The organism is Pseudomonas sp. DSP3-2-3, from assembly GCF_049898225.1.
Lineage (GTDB): Bacteria > Pseudomonadota > Gammaproteobacteria > Pseudomonadales > Pseudomonadaceae > Aquipseudomonas.
Genome location: NZ_JAFCXH010000011.1, coordinates 129,709 through 146,018, shown reverse-complemented (window position 1 = coordinate 146,018; position 16,310 = coordinate 129,709). Strand labels below are relative to the sequence as shown.

At 56.0% G+C, this 16,310-nt stretch carries 17 protein-coding genes; 7 read left to right on the top strand and 10 right to left on the bottom strand.

Annotated features, from left to right (window positions below):
• Positions 1-49: 49 nt before the first annotated feature.
• Both ACP7E4_RS15000 and ACP7E4_RS14995 read right to left on the bottom strand, forming a co-directional pair.
• A complete protein-coding gene (locus tag ACP7E4_RS15000; protein ID WP_426115585.1) occupies positions 50-508 on the bottom strand; it encodes a MarR family winged helix-turn-helix transcriptional regulator in 459 nt (152 codons plus the stop codon).
• Between the two features lie 170 nt (positions 509-678).
• Positions 679-1,131, bottom strand: a complete 453-nt coding sequence (locus ACP7E4_RS14995) for an Ohr family peroxiredoxin (RefSeq protein ID WP_426115583.1) — start codon at positions 1,129-1,131, stop codon at positions 679-681.
• A gap of 433 nt (positions 1,132-1,564) precedes the next feature.
• Here ACP7E4_RS14995 and ACP7E4_RS14990 point away from each other — a divergent pair, with 433 nt between their 5' ends.
• Positions 1,565-1,951, top strand: coding sequence for a hypothetical protein (locus ACP7E4_RS14990; RefSeq protein WP_426115581.1), 387 nt, complete (start codon positions 1,565-1,567; stop codon positions 1,949-1,951).
• Positions 1,952-2,011: 60 nt separating this feature from the next.
• On the opposite strand, the gene ACP7E4_RS14985 is transcribed toward ACP7E4_RS14990, so the two are convergent.
• A complete protein-coding gene (locus ACP7E4_RS14985) occupies positions 2,012-2,947 on the bottom strand; it encodes an aromatic alcohol reductase (RefSeq protein WP_426115579.1) in 936 nt (311 codons plus the stop codon).
• A gap of 103 nt (positions 2,948-3,050) precedes the next feature.
• Between ACP7E4_RS14985 and ACP7E4_RS14980 the strand changes: the two genes are divergently transcribed.
• Positions 3,051-3,467 (top strand): winged helix-turn-helix transcriptional regulator, encoded by a 417-nt coding sequence (locus tag ACP7E4_RS14980; RefSeq protein WP_426115577.1) that lies wholly within the window; start codon positions 3,051-3,053, stop codon positions 3,465-3,467.
• On the opposite strand, the gene ACP7E4_RS14975 is transcribed toward ACP7E4_RS14980, so the two are convergent.
• Positions 3,454-4,422, bottom strand: a complete 969-nt coding sequence (locus ACP7E4_RS14975) for a GlxA family transcriptional regulator (protein WP_426115575.1) — start codon at positions 4,420-4,422, stop codon at positions 3,454-3,456. The genes ACP7E4_RS14980 and ACP7E4_RS14975 overlap by 14 nt on opposite strands.
• Positions 4,423-4,540: 118 nt before the next feature.
• Between ACP7E4_RS14975 and ACP7E4_RS14970 the strand changes: the two genes are divergently transcribed.
• Positions 4,541-5,182 carry an HD domain-containing protein gene (locus ACP7E4_RS14970; RefSeq protein ID WP_426115573.1) on the top strand — a complete coding sequence of 214 codons (642 nt, stop codon included), beginning with the start codon at positions 4,541-4,543 and terminating at the stop codon, positions 5,180-5,182.
• A gap of 55 nt (positions 5,183-5,237) precedes the next feature.
• Here ACP7E4_RS14970 and ACP7E4_RS14965 read toward each other — a convergent pair whose 3' ends face one another.
• The 3 genes from ACP7E4_RS14965 to ACP7E4_RS14955 form a co-directional block, all read right to left on the bottom strand.
• Positions 5,238-6,146 (bottom strand): LysR substrate-binding domain-containing protein, encoded by a 909-nt coding sequence (locus tag ACP7E4_RS14965; protein WP_426115571.1) that lies wholly within the window; start codon positions 6,144-6,146, stop codon positions 5,238-5,240.
• Positions 6,147-6,232: 86 nt separating this feature from the next.
• Positions 6,233-7,267, bottom strand: a complete 1,035-nt coding sequence (locus ACP7E4_RS14960) for an alpha/beta fold hydrolase (protein WP_426115569.1) — start codon at positions 7,265-7,267, stop codon at positions 6,233-6,235.
• A gap of 176 nt (positions 7,268-7,443) precedes the next feature.
• Positions 7,444-8,352, bottom strand: a complete 909-nt coding sequence (locus ACP7E4_RS14955) for a LysR family transcriptional regulator (protein WP_426115567.1) — start codon at positions 8,350-8,352, stop codon at positions 7,444-7,446.
• A gap of 122 nt (positions 8,353-8,474) precedes the next feature.
• Here ACP7E4_RS14955 and ACP7E4_RS14950 point away from each other — a divergent pair, with 122 nt between their 5' ends.
• The 3 genes from ACP7E4_RS14950 (at position 8,475) to ACP7E4_RS14940 (ending at position 10,658) form a co-directional block, all read left to right on the top strand.
• Positions 8,475-9,215 carry an SDR family NAD(P)-dependent oxidoreductase gene (locus tag ACP7E4_RS14950; protein ID WP_426115565.1) on the top strand — a complete coding sequence of 247 codons (741 nt, stop codon included), beginning with the start codon at positions 8,475-8,477 and terminating at the stop codon, positions 9,213-9,215.
• Positions 9,216-9,246: 31 nt separating this feature from the next.
• Positions 9,247-9,465 (top strand): tautomerase family protein, encoded by a 219-nt coding sequence (locus ACP7E4_RS14945; protein WP_426115563.1) that lies wholly within the window; start codon positions 9,247-9,249, stop codon positions 9,463-9,465.
• An 83-nt stretch (positions 9,466-9,548) separates the two neighbouring features.
• Entirely contained in the window at positions 9,549-10,658 is a 1,110-nt protein-coding gene (locus tag ACP7E4_RS14940) for a GlxA family transcriptional regulator (protein WP_426115561.1), read from the top strand.
• Here the strand turns inward: ACP7E4_RS14940 and ACP7E4_RS14935 are convergent.
• Complete coding sequence (locus ACP7E4_RS14935; RefSeq protein WP_426115559.1) at positions 10,655-11,356, bottom strand: DarT1-associated NADAR antitoxin family protein; 702 nt, start codon at positions 11,354-11,356, stop codon at positions 10,655-10,657. The genes ACP7E4_RS14940 and ACP7E4_RS14935 overlap by 4 nt on opposite strands.
• The gene (locus ACP7E4_RS14930; protein ID WP_426115557.1) at positions 11,356-12,969 is read right to left on the bottom strand and encodes a DarT ssDNA thymidine ADP-ribosyltransferase family protein; all 1,614 of its coding nucleotides are present in this window, start codon (positions 12,967-12,969) and stop codon (positions 11,356-11,358) included. Before ACP7E4_RS14930 ends, ACP7E4_RS14935 begins: the two co-directional genes overlap by 1 nt.
• Positions 12,970-13,354: 385 nt before the next feature.
• Here ACP7E4_RS14930 and ACP7E4_RS14925 point away from each other — a divergent pair, with 385 nt between their 5' ends.
• A complete protein-coding gene (locus ACP7E4_RS14925; protein WP_426115555.1) occupies positions 13,355-14,548 on the top strand; it encodes a Fic family protein in 1,194 nt (397 codons plus the stop codon).
• 182 nt (positions 14,549-14,730) lie between these two features.
• Here ACP7E4_RS14925 and ACP7E4_RS14920 read toward each other — a convergent pair whose 3' ends face one another.
• Positions 14,731-16,158, bottom strand: a complete 1,428-nt coding sequence (locus ACP7E4_RS14920) for a hypothetical protein (RefSeq protein ID WP_426115553.1) — start codon at positions 16,156-16,158, stop codon at positions 14,731-14,733.
• Positions 16,159-16,310: the final 152 nt, after the last annotated feature.

Sequence of the window (16,310 nt, the reverse complement as noted above, 5' to 3'; positions counted from 1 at the left end):
TGAGTGCCTTGGTAATCCAGAGCAACTCACAATTTTTACCCGGCGCCACTTACTCCCTGTCTTTGGTAAAGCGGATGAGATCACCGCGTAATTTCACGATTGCCTTGTGCATCTGTACGAAGTCGTCGGGATCCAGACCGGTTTGCGGGAAGCCTTCTTCTGTGAGGCCTTCACGCAGTTCGCGACCCTCTTTTGTCAGGCTGATGCGCACCTGACGTTCGTCTTCCGGGTTGCGCTGGCGCAGCAGATAGCCCATTGCTTCCAGCTTCTTGAGGATCGGAGTGAGAGTATTGGATTCGAGGAACAGCTTTTCACCAAGGCTGCCAACGGTCTGGTTGTCTTCCTCCCACAACGCAACGAGGGTGATGTATTGCGTATAGGTCAGTCCGAGCCGTTCCAGCATAGGCTTGTACGCCTTGCCGAAGGCGAGATTGGAGGAATAGACCGCAAAACACAGAAAATCGGCAAGCTTCAGGTCGAGGGCGTTTGTCTTTTCGGTGGACTTCATGAGCGTTCTCGATAGCCAGGACGAATGGGTTGCAAAAATGCACTATACGTCGTATGCGATGGTATCGGAAGAACCCTACCCTTTTGCAATCAATACCAGGTGCCTCTGGTCTTTGCAGGTCAGCGACCGGCCCGCCAGGAATCACCCTGACGAGCCGGCCAGACAATGCATTACTCGGTGAGCACGTTGATAGCGACATCAATGTTGCCGCGTGTTGCTTTGGAGTACGGGCAGATTGCATCGGCGTTATGCGCCAATTCGGTCGCGACACCCTCAGCCAGACCCGGCACGCGCAGGGTGAGCCGGGCCTGGAGGAAGTAATCCGCACCGGTCTGGCCCAGATCCACTTCGATGTCGACGGCGGTATCGGCCGGCAGTGTCACTTTCATCTGTTGGGCAGCCAGCCCCACTGCTGCGATGTAGCAAGCCGACCAGGCGCCCGCGAACAATTGCTCGGCTTTCGGGTGCGGCTGAACGCCAGTCAGCACGTGTGCCGGAGTGGCGTTGCCGGGCGATGAAAGCTCGATATCGACGTTGCCGTTATGCCCGCGCGATGTCCTGCCCGCGCTGTTGTGTGTGGTGTGGGTTTTGCCGGTGACCAGTACTTTATCGATCTTGCTCATGGGGATTTCCTGAGTATTTGTAATTGCATACGATTTCATCGCATGCGTGATATTTGGTGGCGCAGAGCCAGGATTTATCATTCAGCTGGCGAGGTGATCCAGTTGTTGTCGTTGCTGCCATGGAAAACGCGATAAGTGGTGTGGTTGCTTTCGGTATCCATGGCTGAAGCTCCAGGCAGTAGGGTTTTGGTTGAGTGATATCGCTTTCGATTGAATCGCACGCGATATGATGATATTCAATTAACGTCCTGCTGATGTCAAAGATTATTTGTTGTCTGGACGACGAGCGGTGAAAGGCAGTTGCGCGGGCAACTGTGTCCATCTGCCCTTGCAACGCTTTACGCAACCTTTACTGAATCCAGACCTCCGTTTACACGGAATGGGTGTTTCATACATCTATGGCGAACCCACACATGCCGCCTGAGGAGACACCATGTTTTCGAAGATAACCAAAGTCTTGATCCTGTCCGGTTGCCTGGTTGCCGCTGGTACGGCATCCGCCAATGGTCGCGACGTGATCGTGCCAGTCATTGCCGGGGCTGCGGTGGGCGCCATACTGGCCACGGTGATCAGCGGTTCAAGCCGCGATAACTATCGCCCGCAATACCAGGGCTACCAACCACAGCCCCGTTATCAACCGCAGTACCAGCCGCAGTACCAGCCAGTGGCCTACGTACCGGTGGCCACCCGCGTCGAATATCGCCGGTTCGACCCACGACCACCTCGCGGCTATTACAACGGTGGCTATGACTATGGTCATGATCGTGACCGGGGCCGTGATCGCGGCTTCGACCATAACCGGGGCGACGGCCGCTGGTAATCTCCAGCCCGGACACCAGGCCGCTCTAGTCATCGAGAGCGGCTTTTTTATGGGGCTACCTCATCTGAGGTTCAAACGCATCCAATGCTCCACATCCATGACTTCAATGCCGCGTTGAGCATTGAACGTGCAGCTTTGCTCCCAGGCGACCCCCTTCCCTTGCGCAAACACTGCCCGATATTTTCTTATTGCATCGTCAGGTTCAAGTGCCAGATCCGCGTCCAGTTTCGCGACCGGCCATTGGACCCGCTGCACCTTGCGATTGAGCACCTTGTCGATTTTGTCCGCCAGCTCCGCGTAGGTCAGCGTGTCGCCTGCGGTGTAAATCACCTGGTTGGCGAATCGAGGGGTTGCGAACAGGATTTCAGCCGTGAGCAAGCCAATGTCTTCAGGCGTGGTCACCGTGACGGCGGTGTCCCAACTGCCGAGGGCGTGTACCGTGTTTTCAGCGAGATCCACCACGCCGAACACCGGCTCGAACAGGAAGCTGGTGAACATCCCGGTGGAAATGATCAGCCACTCGGTTTGATCCTGGCCCCGCAAGATGTCCCGCACATCCAGCTGCTCATCGAACAGGTCCTGGGCGCTGCCTCTGCCAATGACGTCATAGTCCACACCAAACTGCCAAGGCACATAACGCGGAACACCAGCCTCGATTACCGCACGCACCAGCTTGATTTGTGTTCCCTTGCCAGCAGCAAATCCTATGCAGCTGACCACGGTGTCGAAGCCGCTGAACAACGCGCTGAGTTCGGCAATCGTGCCTGACACCAGGTCGCCCGGCAGCAATTCGATACCCAGCGAGCGCAGTTCCTCAATCTCCTTTTGCTTGTCTGGCGCGCTGGACTTCAGCGTCGAAGGACGCAGCAGGACCGCGACCCGCGTCTCGCCCGACAACGCCGCCAATCTGGACAACTGACGTAGCACGGCCATACCCAATTCACCCGCGCCGAGGACGAGGATCCCGCGCTCTGTAGTGCGTGTGGCATCTTGCATCATCATCTCCCGTTATTTGTTTGCACCACCGATGGCACTGCGTGATGCTGGCACACTTGAAGACGGCTCATAAGAAGGCACACCAGTGATACCGGGAGGGCAATTGGACAACGCAGAAGTATTAAGACGCTCTCAAGCCGCCTGTGACGCCTTGAGCGCAGATGATGACGGGCTGAAACGCGATGTGCTGACTCACGCAGGCAATCGCTGGTCACTGGGTGTTGTTCATACCCTGGGTGTGGCTGGCAAACTGCGCCACGCAGAAATCGGGCGGCGCATGCACGGCGTGACGCAGAGGATGCTCACCCGCACGCTGCGCCAACTGGAACGCGACGGTCTGGTGCTGCGTCACGATCACCACGAAGTGCCGCCACGCGTTGAATACGAGTTATCGGCGCTGGGCATGGGTCTGCTGGTGCACATGATCCCCATGTGGACCTGGGTGGTGGAAAACGCGGAAGGTTTTCGCAGCGCACGCGCGGCCTATGACAACCAGATCAATCCCGTCACAGCGCCCTGACGAAGCGCTTGCGATATTCGCTAGGGGTCACGCCAACGTGTCGGGTAAAGGTGCGCCGCAAGGTATCGGCGTTGGCGAATCCGCACTGCGCCGCCACTTGCTTGGGTACATCCACCCCGCTCTCCAGCTGCTTTCTGGCAGCAGCGACCCGCGCCTGTTCGACCCAGGCCGCTGGCGTAATGCCCACCTCCGCGTGAAACAAACGAGCGAAATGCCGTGGGCTGAGGTTCACCCGTTCCGCCAGGCGGGAAATGCTGTGATCGTCAGCAGGATTGGCCGCGATCCAGCGTTGCAGCTCTTGCAGCATGGCGCGCCCGGTGGGCAACGATTCGCCGCGCCGACTGAACTGCAATTGCCCGCCGGGACGTTTGAAATACATGACTAACTGACTGGCGACCTGCTTGGCAATGTCACGACCCAAATCATCTTCGACCAGCGCCAGCGCCATATCCAGCCCCGCTGTAACACCCGCAGCGGTATGCACCTTGCCGTCGTGGACATGCAGGGCATCTTCTTCCACGCAGATATCGGGATAGCGCTCGGCCAACAATGCCGAGCGCATCCAGTGGGTCGTGACGTGCTTGCCTTCCAGCAAGCCTGCCGCCGCCAACACAAAGGCGCCAGTGCATACCGAACCGTAGCGGCGGGCGCTGAGCGCCGAGTCCTGAAGCCAGCGAACAATGCTCGGTTTAAGGATCAGATACGGAGCATTCGGCGCGCCAGCCACCAGCAACGTGTCGACCTCAAGCTGCTCATTTCCCGCCACATGATCAGGCAATAAACGGGCGCCGGATGAACTGCGCACAGGCCCTGCCTCCAGCGCCCAGATTTGCAGTCGGTAGTATTCACGACCGCTCTGCGCGTTGGCTTCGGCAAATACATCCAACGGCCCCGAGACGTCCAGCAATTGAACGCCGGGCACCGCGAGGATGGCGATGGTGCGCGTTTTCGACATGCAGGGCTCCGCGTCTGTCAACTGCACGATATGGCAGGATTTGAATGTTACCGCCATTTGAAGCCATAGCGCCAGCGCTCGATACTGAGATCACAAACCACACCGCAGGAGAAACCCCATGACATCGAATATTGGCGACATCAAGATTCCCGACAGCGCAATGGCGCGTCAGATTACCGAACTGGTACGCGATACCGAGTCCGAGCTGCTCTTCAATCACTCCAGCCGCGTTTATTACTTTGCGGCCTTGGCAGGTCGGAAGCGCGGGCTGAGCTTCGACTCAGAATTGCTCTACGCCGGCTGCATGTTCCACGATATGGGCCTGACCCATAAATGCAGCAGTGCATGCGAACGTTTTGAGGTGGACGGCGCCAACGCGGCGCGCGATTTTCTCAAGGGCTACCAGCTCAGCCAGCAGGATATCGACACGGTCTGGACAGCCATCGCGCTGCATACCACGCCGGGCATTCCCGAGCATATGCATCCGGTGATCGCATTAGTCACAGCAGGGGTGGAAATGGATGTGCTCGGCCTGACTTATCCGCTGTACAGCGACGCTGAGCGCGAAGCCGTGGTGAAGGCTTACCCACGCAGCGCGCAGTTCAAGGAAGACATCATTCAAGCGTTCTATGACGGGATCAAAGACAAGCCGCAAACCACCTTTGGCAACGTAAAAGCCAATGTTCTCGCGGACAAGGATCCGTCGTTCGCGCCGGGTAATTTTTGTGAGGTCATTCGCCGTTCCGCCTGGTCTGCTTGAGCACTGATGGAGTTACTGCCGCTCGTTTAGTCAAATCAACGAGCTGGCAGCTCCATCAGTCCTGCAAGACCTGCTCAATGAGCCACTGCTTGAAAGCCTCAGCAGCAGGCGATGCCTCTACCCCTTCCCTTTGCACAATGTAGTACGCAAAGTCGCAGCTTTGCGCCTCACCAAAAGGACGAATCAATCTCCCCGCTTCGATATCGCTTCGGACCAGACTACTGCGGCCCAAAGCGACACCACTCCCGGAAATCGCAGCCTGCATGACAGCGGCGGAATCATTGATCTGCAGCCCTCGTTCAACGTCAGCAAACTCGTACCCTGCCCGCTGCAGCCAGGTTCGCCAGATTGGGAAAACCGTCGAATAGCGCATCGACACGTCGTGGATCAACGGAAAATGCTTCAGATCATCCACGCTTTTCAGCGGATGCTCAGCGGTGGGCAGTGTCGGACTGCACACCGGGAAAAATTCGTCAGCCATCATCTGCGTCGCGCTGAGGCCGGGCCAATGCCCGCTACCAAAACGGATACCGAGATCAATCCTTTCGGCGTTGAAATCGGCCAGCCTGCCGTTGGTATCAAGGCGCAGCTCGTAACCCGGATGCAGGGCGCGAAAGCCCTCGACGCGCGCCAGCAGCCATTTATCAGCAAACGCAGGCGGCACCGTGACGGTGATCGTTGCGCCCACTTCGGTTTTCAAACGGGCAACGGCGGAGGAAAGGAAATCAAAACCGGTCTGAAGATCCGGCAGCGCTGCGAGTGCCTGATCGGTCAACACCAGCCGCGCAGGACCACCGCGCGACCGATGAAAGAGCACGACACCGTGTGCGTCCTCCAACCCTCGAACCAGCTGGCCGATGGCTGCCGGACTGACATTCAGCTCTTCAGCAGCCCGCACATAACTCAAGTGTCGGGCGGCTGACTCGAACGCTCGAAGGGCATTGAGATGATTAGGCGCTCGCATAAGGCTCGCTGGCAGATGTCGGGAAATTGAAAATCATAGTCTCAGCTGGATTGCGGGCGGGCAACGTAAATCAAAAGCTGTTTTGCTCAGGTTCTGGAGACCTTTCGATCGAGGAACTCGCGCATCAAATCAGCGACTTGGCTGGAATGGGTCTCAAGGGCGAAATGCCCGGTATCCAGGAAATGCACCTCAGCCGAAGGCAGATCGCGGCGGTAAGCATTTGCGCCTGGCGGTATGAAGGCCGGGTCATTCTCGCCCCAGACGGCCAGCAACGGTGGTTGGTGGGTACGAAAATACTCTTGAAAGACCGGATACAGAGCGACATTGGTTCGGTAATCCAGGATCAGATCCAGCTGTTTTTCTTCCGCATCGGGCCGCGCCATATAGGCAATATCCAGCGTGTAACCGTCCGGTGCGACCAAACTGTGATCGGCACCGTGCAGGTACTGAAAGTTGATGATCGCATCGGCGCTCAATGATGCCCGGCATGCTTCGCGGGTCTGCGCGGACGGATTGCGCCAGTAGTCTTGCCAGGCCCCCCATTGATCGCTCAATCCTTCATTGTAGGCGTTACCGTTCTGACTGATGATCGCAGTTACCCGCTCCGGATGCGCCATCGCCAGACGAAAGCCCGTCGGCGCACCGTAGTCAAATGCATAAATTGAGTAGCGCTTGAGCATCAAGGCATCGACAAAACCGCCAATGACTTTCGCGAGGTTATCGAAGGTGTAGGCAAATGCACCGCGCGCGGGCGACCGGGTATTGCCAAATCCTGGCAAGTCGGGAGCGATAAGGCGGTAGCTGTCCGCCAATAGCGGGATCAGATTGCGGAACATATGGCTTGCGGTCGGGAAACCGTGCAGCAGCAAGATCACCGGCGCATTCGCCGGGCCTGCTTCCCGATAAAACACTTCGACGTCACCGACTCTCTGGGTTTTGTAAACAACCTCATGGGCGGCGCGGCTTGCGGTTGTTCCGGGCGCAGCCTTCGCGTTGTTCGAGCTTGCCGCCTGGCTTATTTGCGACGCCACAAGCGCGGCGGCTCCCACAGCAGCGGCGGCCAATGTCTGACGGCGTGAAAACTGAAAACTCGGTGCGGATTCATCTATCGAGCTGGTCATTACTCATTCCCGGACGGCACGCAGGTGCCTGGTCAAGTTGATTACAGAGTCCGGGAGCTGGCGCTTACCCGGTTGCACTGACTATCACCAAAAACCGGACGCCGGCCAAATCAGAAGATCTGTGCCACCGACAAAGAAAAACTATGCCGCGGGCCGTTGCTGAAAACCGGAGGTCACTAAGCCACCTGCGCCATAAGAAAGTCGATCAGCGTTCTGACGCGCAGGGGTACATGCTTGACGTGTGGATACAGCAACATGAACGGCCGGGTCGCGCCAGCCAGTCCGCTAAGGACTTCAACCAGCGCGCCGCGCTCGATGTCTTCCTGCACAGTGAAACGATAAGTCTGCACGATCCCTGCCCCATGCCTGGCCATGGTCACGCTGGCCAGATAGTCCTCCAGGCAAGTTGTATTGCCGGACGTCTGCACGTTGATTGCATTGCCCTTGTCCATGAACACCCAAGGCACATTTCGGCCGCTACTGGGCAGTTCGAACTGGATGCAGTCATGTGCTTTTAGATCCGCCAGCGATTCAGGGACGCCATATGCCTTCAGGTACCCGGGCGAAGCGACCACTACCAGCTCGGCGTTCTCCAGCGTGCGGGCAATCAGCCCGGAATCGTCTGGAGCGCGACCGCGAACCGCCAAGTCATAACCGCCTTCGGCGAAGTCGATATTGCGATTGCTGACGTGTACTACAACCTGCACCAGCGGGTATAGACGACGAAACTCAGCGAGCCTCGGCAGCAGCCGAAAATGTGCGTAAGGCGTGGGCGCGCTGATCCGGATTTCGCCTGAAGGCGCCTGTTGCTGGCCGGTGACCTCACGCTCGGCGTCCACCAGTTGGGTCAGCGCCTGGCGACACTGTGCGTAATAAAGGCGCCCGCCATCCGTCAGGCTTATCTGCCTGGTGGTTCGTACGAACAAACGAACGGCCAGACGCTCCTCCAGCCGCGAAACCGATCTGCTGACCGCCGCCGGGGTAACGCCCGCTGCGTTGGCCGCAGCGGTAAAACTTTCGTGCTCAACGGCCAGACAGAACAGCTCAATACTGCCCAGCTGCACATCATCAAAATGTCGCGGCATGTCAGCCTCTATTAATTACATCACGTATCAATTCAATTGTTCAGTAGGCGATTTATCTTACCCAAGCGCAAAAGTAAAGTGGCTTCACCGGACAACAGTCCACTCATCCAGAGGCCTTCACCATGAACACCATTCAAACCGTTATTGTCACTGGCGCTTCCAGCGGCCTGGGTTTCGCCATTGCCGAGGCGTACCTGAAGCGCGGCTACAACGTCGTGGGCAATGCTCGCACCCTGGATCGTCTTGAAACAGCCGCTGCCAAGCTCGGTAATCCCGAAAACTTCTTGCTGGCTGCCGGCGACATCGCCCAGCCGGACACCGCCAAAGCCCTCTTCGAACGAGCCATCGCCACTTTTGGCAAGGTCGACATCCTGATCAATAACGCTGGCATCTTCATTCCAAAGGCCATCGGTGACTACACCGAGGCGAACGTCAACGCCATTGTCGGCACCAACCTGATGGGCTTTTTCTACCCTTCCCAGGCGGCCGCCACCCATATGTCCGCCAACGGCAGCGGGCACATTGTGACCATCACCGCGAGCATCGCCATGCAGCCCAACATCAACGTCCCGGCGCTGCTGCCCGTGCTGATCAAAGGCGGTTTGAATCACGCCACCCGCGGCCTGGCTCTGGAACTGGCGCCGTTCAACGTCAAGGTCAATGCCGTTGCGCCGGGGATCATCGATACGCCGCTGCACAACAAGGATGAAGGCACTCAAGCCTTCCTCAAGGCATTGTCGCCGAGCGGCACCATCGGCAGCCCGAAAGACGTGGTGGATGCGGTGCTGTACCTGACCGATTCATCCTTCACCAGCGGCAGTGTCATGACAGTCGATGGCGGCTCAACGGCCGGTGTCTGGTAATTCAAACCCCGTCTTTCAAGGAGACATGACCATGCCTTACGTCAACATTCGCGTCACGAAAGAAGGCGTCACCCCGGAACAGAAGCTGGCACTGATCGAGGGGACAACCGAGCTGCTGTTTCAAGTGCTGGGCAAGCCGCCCCTATCGACCTTCGTGGTGATTGACGAAGTCGAGACTGACAACTGGGGTTGGCAGGGGAAAAGCACAACGACCCTAAGAAAAGAGCAGAAAGCCGCCAGTACCGAATAAGACGCCAGCACATCCGCAGGGCTGGCGTTGCCGGCCTTGAACGGCTACCTTTCCGGCTTCCCCACTGTTGCGCGCGAGTTCCCATGGCCCCAGCCGACAGCCGCCGACATTTTGGCATGAGCCTTAAAGGCATCAATCAGCCTTACGGCCGGACCGACATCGTTTCAGGACCGCAGGCAGACGGCTGTCGAAAAATTGCCGTGGTGGTCCTGGAACATTTTTCGATGATGGCTTTCACCGGTTCGCTGGATGCGCTGGTGACGGCCAATTATCTGAGCCAGACGCCGCGCTACGAAATCACAACCTACAGCCTTAAGGGCGGTCAGGTGCGTAGTGATCTGGGCATCGCGATCGCCACTGACCTGCCCGTCGACAAGCTGACCGTGGCAGACCTCGACATGCTGATCGTCTGTGGTGGTTTGCGAACCGCATTGACCCCGGCTTTGGCACTGATCAAAAAACTGCGCCAGGCCAGCCGCCAATCGGTGCTGCTCGGCAGTCTATGGAACGGCTGCTTCCAACTGGCGCATGCCGGTCTGCTGGACCAGCGCGAATGCACCGTGCACCCGGAAAGCCAGGCCAGCCTTCACGAACTATGCCCCGGCGTGCGTTTGCGGCCACAACCCTTTGTCATTACCGGAGACCTGGTCAGTTGTGCCGGCGCCAATAGCGCGTTGGGGATGATGCTGGCAATCATCCGGCGCCAGCAAGGGGCCGAACTGGTCAAGGGCATTGAGGCGATTCTCAGCTGTGATCGCGGTGCCTATGCCGAGGATATGCCCCTGGCACGTGGTGGTCGGGATCCGGCCTTTCCGCCTCAGCTATCGAGCCTGATCGAGCTGATGGAAAACAATCTGGAAGACCCGCTGGAGCTGGATGAACTGGCGAGTTATGTGGACTTGTCCCGTCGGCAGATCGAGCGCCTGTTCCAGACGTTCCTGCACAGCTCGCCGCGTCGCCATTATCTGGAGTTGCGCCTGACGCGGGCACGTCGCCTGTTATTGCAAGGCCATGCGTCGGTCGTGGAAGTGGCCATGGCCTGTGGGTTTATCAGCTCCCATCACTTTAGCCGGTGCTTCCGGGATTATTTCGGCTACACCGCCAGTCAGGCGCGTAGCCGACAGCGCATCGCGAGCGATTCATCCCCCAGGCTGCCAACGCTGCCCGATGACCCCAACGGCCAGACAAACTAGAAAAGCCGCCCCTGAGACAAATCATCCTGGCGCGCGCTCACCACTGGCCGCGATTGCAGAAAATGGAGAAATGCCGCTTGTGATGAAGTGGCGGGTTCCAGACAGTTTGTTTTCTGCAAAGATACGAATAGCGCAAGGGAATAGGCTTGGCAGTTGATGGATTTTTGAGGGTTGAACTCAATATCGGTGAACGCAGAATAGTCAGCCAGTTGCTCCGTAAGATCCTTTCGACTCTTCAGCGCATTTATATACAACCAGTCATAGAATGCGGTCTGCGGCTCCAGCGGCCAGTCCGTCTCCATGAAATTGAAGCCTGTGAGTCTTCCGGATGTACGCAACCGCTCGTCACGCTTGGCGTCACGCGAGGTGAACCGGTAAATCTCGGTAAAAGGGCCGCCTTGCTCGAACACTTTGCTGCCCTGAAAAGCGCATTCAACACTTACAGGACGCTCAAGCATCGACATTGCGAAGCATAGATTAAACGCGCTAAGCGCCACTCCGAGAGGCTCCGCAGATTTGGTCGACACTTCCAGTACGCTATCGACACCTGTTAAGCCACGTGCTGCCTGATGCAACGAATTGATGGATTTATGTTTCTGAGTTACGGACAGACCAGCAAACCATTCGAAGTCTACGGCATGCGTAATCACCGGCGCCTGCCCATCGGGGTTTGGAATAAAAACGGGTCTGCTAGCCATCAGTAAGTCCATCCGCGTTTACGTGCATAAGAGCGCGCACTGAGAAAACCACGACCTTCGGAATTAACCAGCGTCCGCCGGTCGCCAACGCAATCGTTGTAGGTCTGCAGGCTGCTCTCATCACTGAAAACCACCCCTTTGATGAAATCAGGCGACACTGTATCAAACGCTAAAACCTCAGCTTGAACGTCTGTAGGATCGAACGGCAACAGCTTGTTTTCTTCGCGAGACGCTAAGCCTTGCACAGGATTGAACAGATTATCGAACGCCGATACGGTCTTGAGGTCGTCGAGGGATTGTTGGCGAATACGATTGTCCGCGGCATTGTGATTGCAGAACGCGACGCTCAGGGTCCAGAGCACGCAACGATCAATGACCAGCACCACCCAGCCTTGTTCAGGCGTCTTCCAGCGGTAATGGGCGAACATCTTGTCATTTGGATAGCCGATAGACAGGCAAACGGCATCAGGACGCCCTTCCAGACGCAAGCGATCATTAAACTTGAAATCGACAGTAGCTTCAGTGAGCGTGGTAATTGAACACAGCCCACGTTGCATGATCGACGGTAAGTTTTCGACGCGAGTGAAATGAACCAGGTACGGAAGCTCAAGAGCTTTCACGCGAGCCTCTATCTCAGCCGGAGATGTGAGCATCGGACGGGGAGTTTCCGGCTCGTCGGTGGCAGGCTCAGGCTGTAACGAATCGGCGGTTATCGAGGGAACCGTACGTAATATGGCACCGAACGACAGGCGTGCAGATGGTTTGGTTTTTTCGGCAGCTATCTGGCAGATGCTGTTCCAGGTCTCGGCCCCGCCCACTTTATTAAGTTCATCACGCAGAGCGTTGCGCAGTGGTTCGTCAGTCCATACCTGGCGAACAATGTCGCGTAGAAAGCCATCTCGCTCGCTTCGTAACGTACGTATCCTGGCTCCAATGGCGATGGTATTGGTCAGGTTTGCATCGTCTTGACCAGGAGCAACAGTGAAGTCTGGAAACTGCCACCCAGGCGAAGGTTTCACCACAACCACATCAGTTGCCGGTTTTAGTACCTTGGTAAACCGGGCATAAGCTTCCTGATAGTGAGCCCAGCCTTCCTCGCCACGCTCCTCGCGAAAAGCCTGCACCTTGAGCGCAAGTTGTGCCCGCTGCAACGCATGTTCAACTCCGAGTTTTTCATTGAACAACGCACTTTGCAGCACTTCAGTCGCGCTGTTAACCGCCATGCTCAGGGATATCGAGTCAGTAAAGGCTGTGAGGGCATTGTTCACAGAGTCGAGCGAGCGCTGGACAGTGCCGACCTGAGGCGGGATTTCGCTTGGTTTTGAAACCGTGCGACCTACACTTGATACCGGCGGCGACAGGGCTGAAACAGCAGTTTCGCCGCGCTTGGGGATGATCGGGCGGGTTGTCTCAGTGCTGCGATCTTCTGGTTTGAAGAACGCGTAGCACATCCATATTGTGATCAACTGGAGCAGGATAAGCCCCGAAAAAAACACAGTCACAAGCGTGAATAATGTCCACGCCGCGCATGCAACTACTAGCGCTTTTTTACCGACCAGACTCGTGACATATAGGGTAAAGACAATAATTATCTGAAAATAAAGAATCGTCATCCATGGCTTCCCGATGGCAGCGGCCGTTTAATTACACAGAGGGTGAAGCCAACTGCCAGGCGCGGTATGCGCTGACCGATCGCGACCATCCATCCTTCGCGCTTGCTGCGCCCAGGTAACGGACCTATGAGTCTTCAGGCGCGGTTTAGTTGCGTATTGCCATCCCCCAACCATTAAAATTGCCCCACGAGTCGGGCCTGCAGTCCTTGTGTGTAGAATATATCTTGAATGAAGATGTGAAATATTATGTGAAGATAGCTAGTGGATATATCTCAAAAAAATCGCTGTCCCCCTTAAAAATAAAGGGTTCTAGCCGTAGGGATATGTGAAATAATATGTGAAGAATATGTTACTGGACTATCCATCGACAGTAAGGCGCTCAGGGATGTCATTGATCACATCGAAGACTTGGCTCGACCCAATCCTGCCCGAAGACCTTCCACCCTCCATCGTCTCGTTAGCCGATGCGCTCCCGAGGAAAACCCAATTCCTCGCTGGTCGCCTGGCCCCGGAATCGGGCGTCCAATTGGCGCGCCTGCTGCGGATAACGAACACCTACTATTCCAATCTTATCGAAGGCCAGTACACAGAGCCTGCGGATATGCAGAAGGCTCAATCGGCGCCGCGCCGCGAGCGCAAGCTGCTCAATGACCTGGCAGTCAAACACATGGAAGTGCAGTCGGTGCTTGAACGCGCTCTGCGGCGCAATGTGCCGGGAAACTGGGCGCAGATGTTCGATCCGCAACTGCTGTCACTGGTCCACTATCGGCTCTTCACTGACACCAGCGAGAGCAGCAGGACGCTACAAAACGGATTAGTCATGGAGGCCGGCGTCCTGCGGTCAGAGACCGGTCAGAATGTCTCGGTTGGCGGCCATGATGCGCCGGACGCCGCGGCCGTAGAGAGCATGCTGCTACATCTGCAGACCGGGTTCGGCCGCATTAAAGACCCGCGACGACAGCTTATCGGTGCCCTTGCGTACCACCATCGCCTTGCGTGGGTACATCCATTCGTCGACGGAAACGGTCGAGTCGCCCGAATGATCACTCACCTGCAACTGGTCTGTCTGGGACTGGAGCCACGGCTTTGGTCGCTGGCCAGGGGGTTGGCGCGGCGACATGAGGAATACTATCGCATGCTTGCATTGGCAGATCGCCAGCGCGAAGGCGATATGGATGGGCGAGGACAGATGTCGCGCAAGCACTATTTCGCGTTCATAGAGTTCATGCTGGACGTTTGTCACGATCAGGTCGATTACATGATCTCAGCGTTGAATCCGTCGTTAATGCGAGAACGAATCGTGCGGTCATTCAAGACCAATGAAAAGCTGCTGAACATGAAAATCCGTCCGGAAAGTGCCCCGGCGATTCATGCACTCATCATGGCAGGGTCAATGCCTCGTAACGACTTGAAGACCTTCACCGGTTTAACACCGCGCCCGGCCATCGACGAACTTACACGATTGATCAAAGCCGGGCTGGTGGTAAGCCCTACGCCCAAATCCCGCACAGTAACGCCAGGCCTGCCGGCATGGTTTGCGCAGGATATCTTCCCGGACCTTCATCGGCGCTTTCAGTAGGGTTTGTTGCGTCTAACATTCTGGCCTGATTGTAAGCCGGTGCCATCTCACGCTGATATGCGCTGGTTTCAGCCGAAACACTGACGATCAGTGAACGCAGGGTATTGCCTGCCATTTACGAATACTCCGGACATTAAAAAAACCGCTGGACGCGGGTTCGATGCGAGAACAGAGGAGAGACCCTACTTCGCGGCCTCCGCATCTGTTAACAGCGTGTTCAGTTTGTAGTAATGCGAGAAGCAGTTTTCGAAAGAGAAACCCTGTTCATTTGCACAGTAACTCCTTAGATTATCTTTATTCCTTTCTACCAGGGACTTCATGACAAGCACCGAGAGCAGCGAGATGACACTGTCTCCATAAATCTCGTTATGATTTTCTATGAAGGACCCAGGCACTGAAACAAAATCTATGGGATCTGTGGTTGAGCAGGGAAAAGAACTGATACCAAAGTCCTTATTCGTTCGCGAACACCTATTTTCAAGTGTCCACCTCTCAAGCGGCATCGCTTCCAACGACCGGATGTCCAACGATCCATCTTGAGCCATATTTGACAAGACGTGTGTACTTCCAGAGGGTTTCTCCGATCCAGTGGAGCGCTTCAGCTCGGCACGTTCGGCCTTCACAATATTAACCGCCTCGGCTTCGACTTTTTCAAATTCACGATCACTCATCACGCCAGTAGTAAACATGCCATAGTTGCCGACAGTTTGCGTATCCAGATCTTGTTCACGGATAACATAATCACGGCCAAGGTATCGCCGCTTAATATCAACCTGATTTGTTCTGACATTCACACCGAAGAACTGACCCAGCGGGAATAAATAATTGGTAGGGATGTCGGCCTGTGAGCTGACTACGTACATGATCGAAGGGACCTTTTTAGCCATCGCTCCAATGTTCATGCTGTGCTCTTTCAGCAGCAATGCTTGATTAGCCTCTATCGCAGGATTCAGCAGTATCACCCCGTCGCCAAAGGCCTTGGTCTCCTCACCGCGCTCAATAGCCGCCATTTTGCTCAACAACGTATCATGCAAGGCTGTGAGGGTGATGGCACCACCGAAGCTGTGACCTATGGTAATCATGAAGTTCTTCTGGTTGGCTGCCGTCATGTTTTCCAATTTTAGAAACAGTTCGGTCACGCCTCCCCGGCCCACTTCCTCTGCAGTGGACTTCCTGTCCCAGAAGGTAAGGTTTTCAAGGGCGAGGCCGTGAAAGCTCATACCGCGCCACCCCACATAAAGACCTATGATTTTTTTGCCACCGACGACCCTGGATACGGCTATGCGCTGCAACGCCTTTTTGAAGCTATTCACGTTGCCATCATCCGTTGAAGCGTTATGTTTCCATCCGTGGACAAAAATGACCAGTGCAACACTACCGGCATCCGAGGCGTCTTGTATTTTTTTCAGTAATGAAGCGGTCTCTTGAGGATTAAAATCATTGCCTCTTTCTGTGTACTCAATAAAGCCCAGATCATACCCGTTGTTTTTTTCATAAGAGCTCCCGCATCCGCTCCAATGCTCACACGAAACGCCATCGACCGTTCTAAACGGTGAATTTCCCACACAAGCGGACAATAGAACGGTCAACACAAGTATTACAGCTTTCATATGTTCATCCCCTACCCTGGCAAGTGATAAACCCTTCAAAACTCGATATGCATCAGGCCGCTCGTGCGTGCTTTCGGCAAACTGACAACGCAACTGCCTCGTTCAGGATTCAAACGAGCATGGTTGACGATCTGAATTTCGTCCACTTCGCG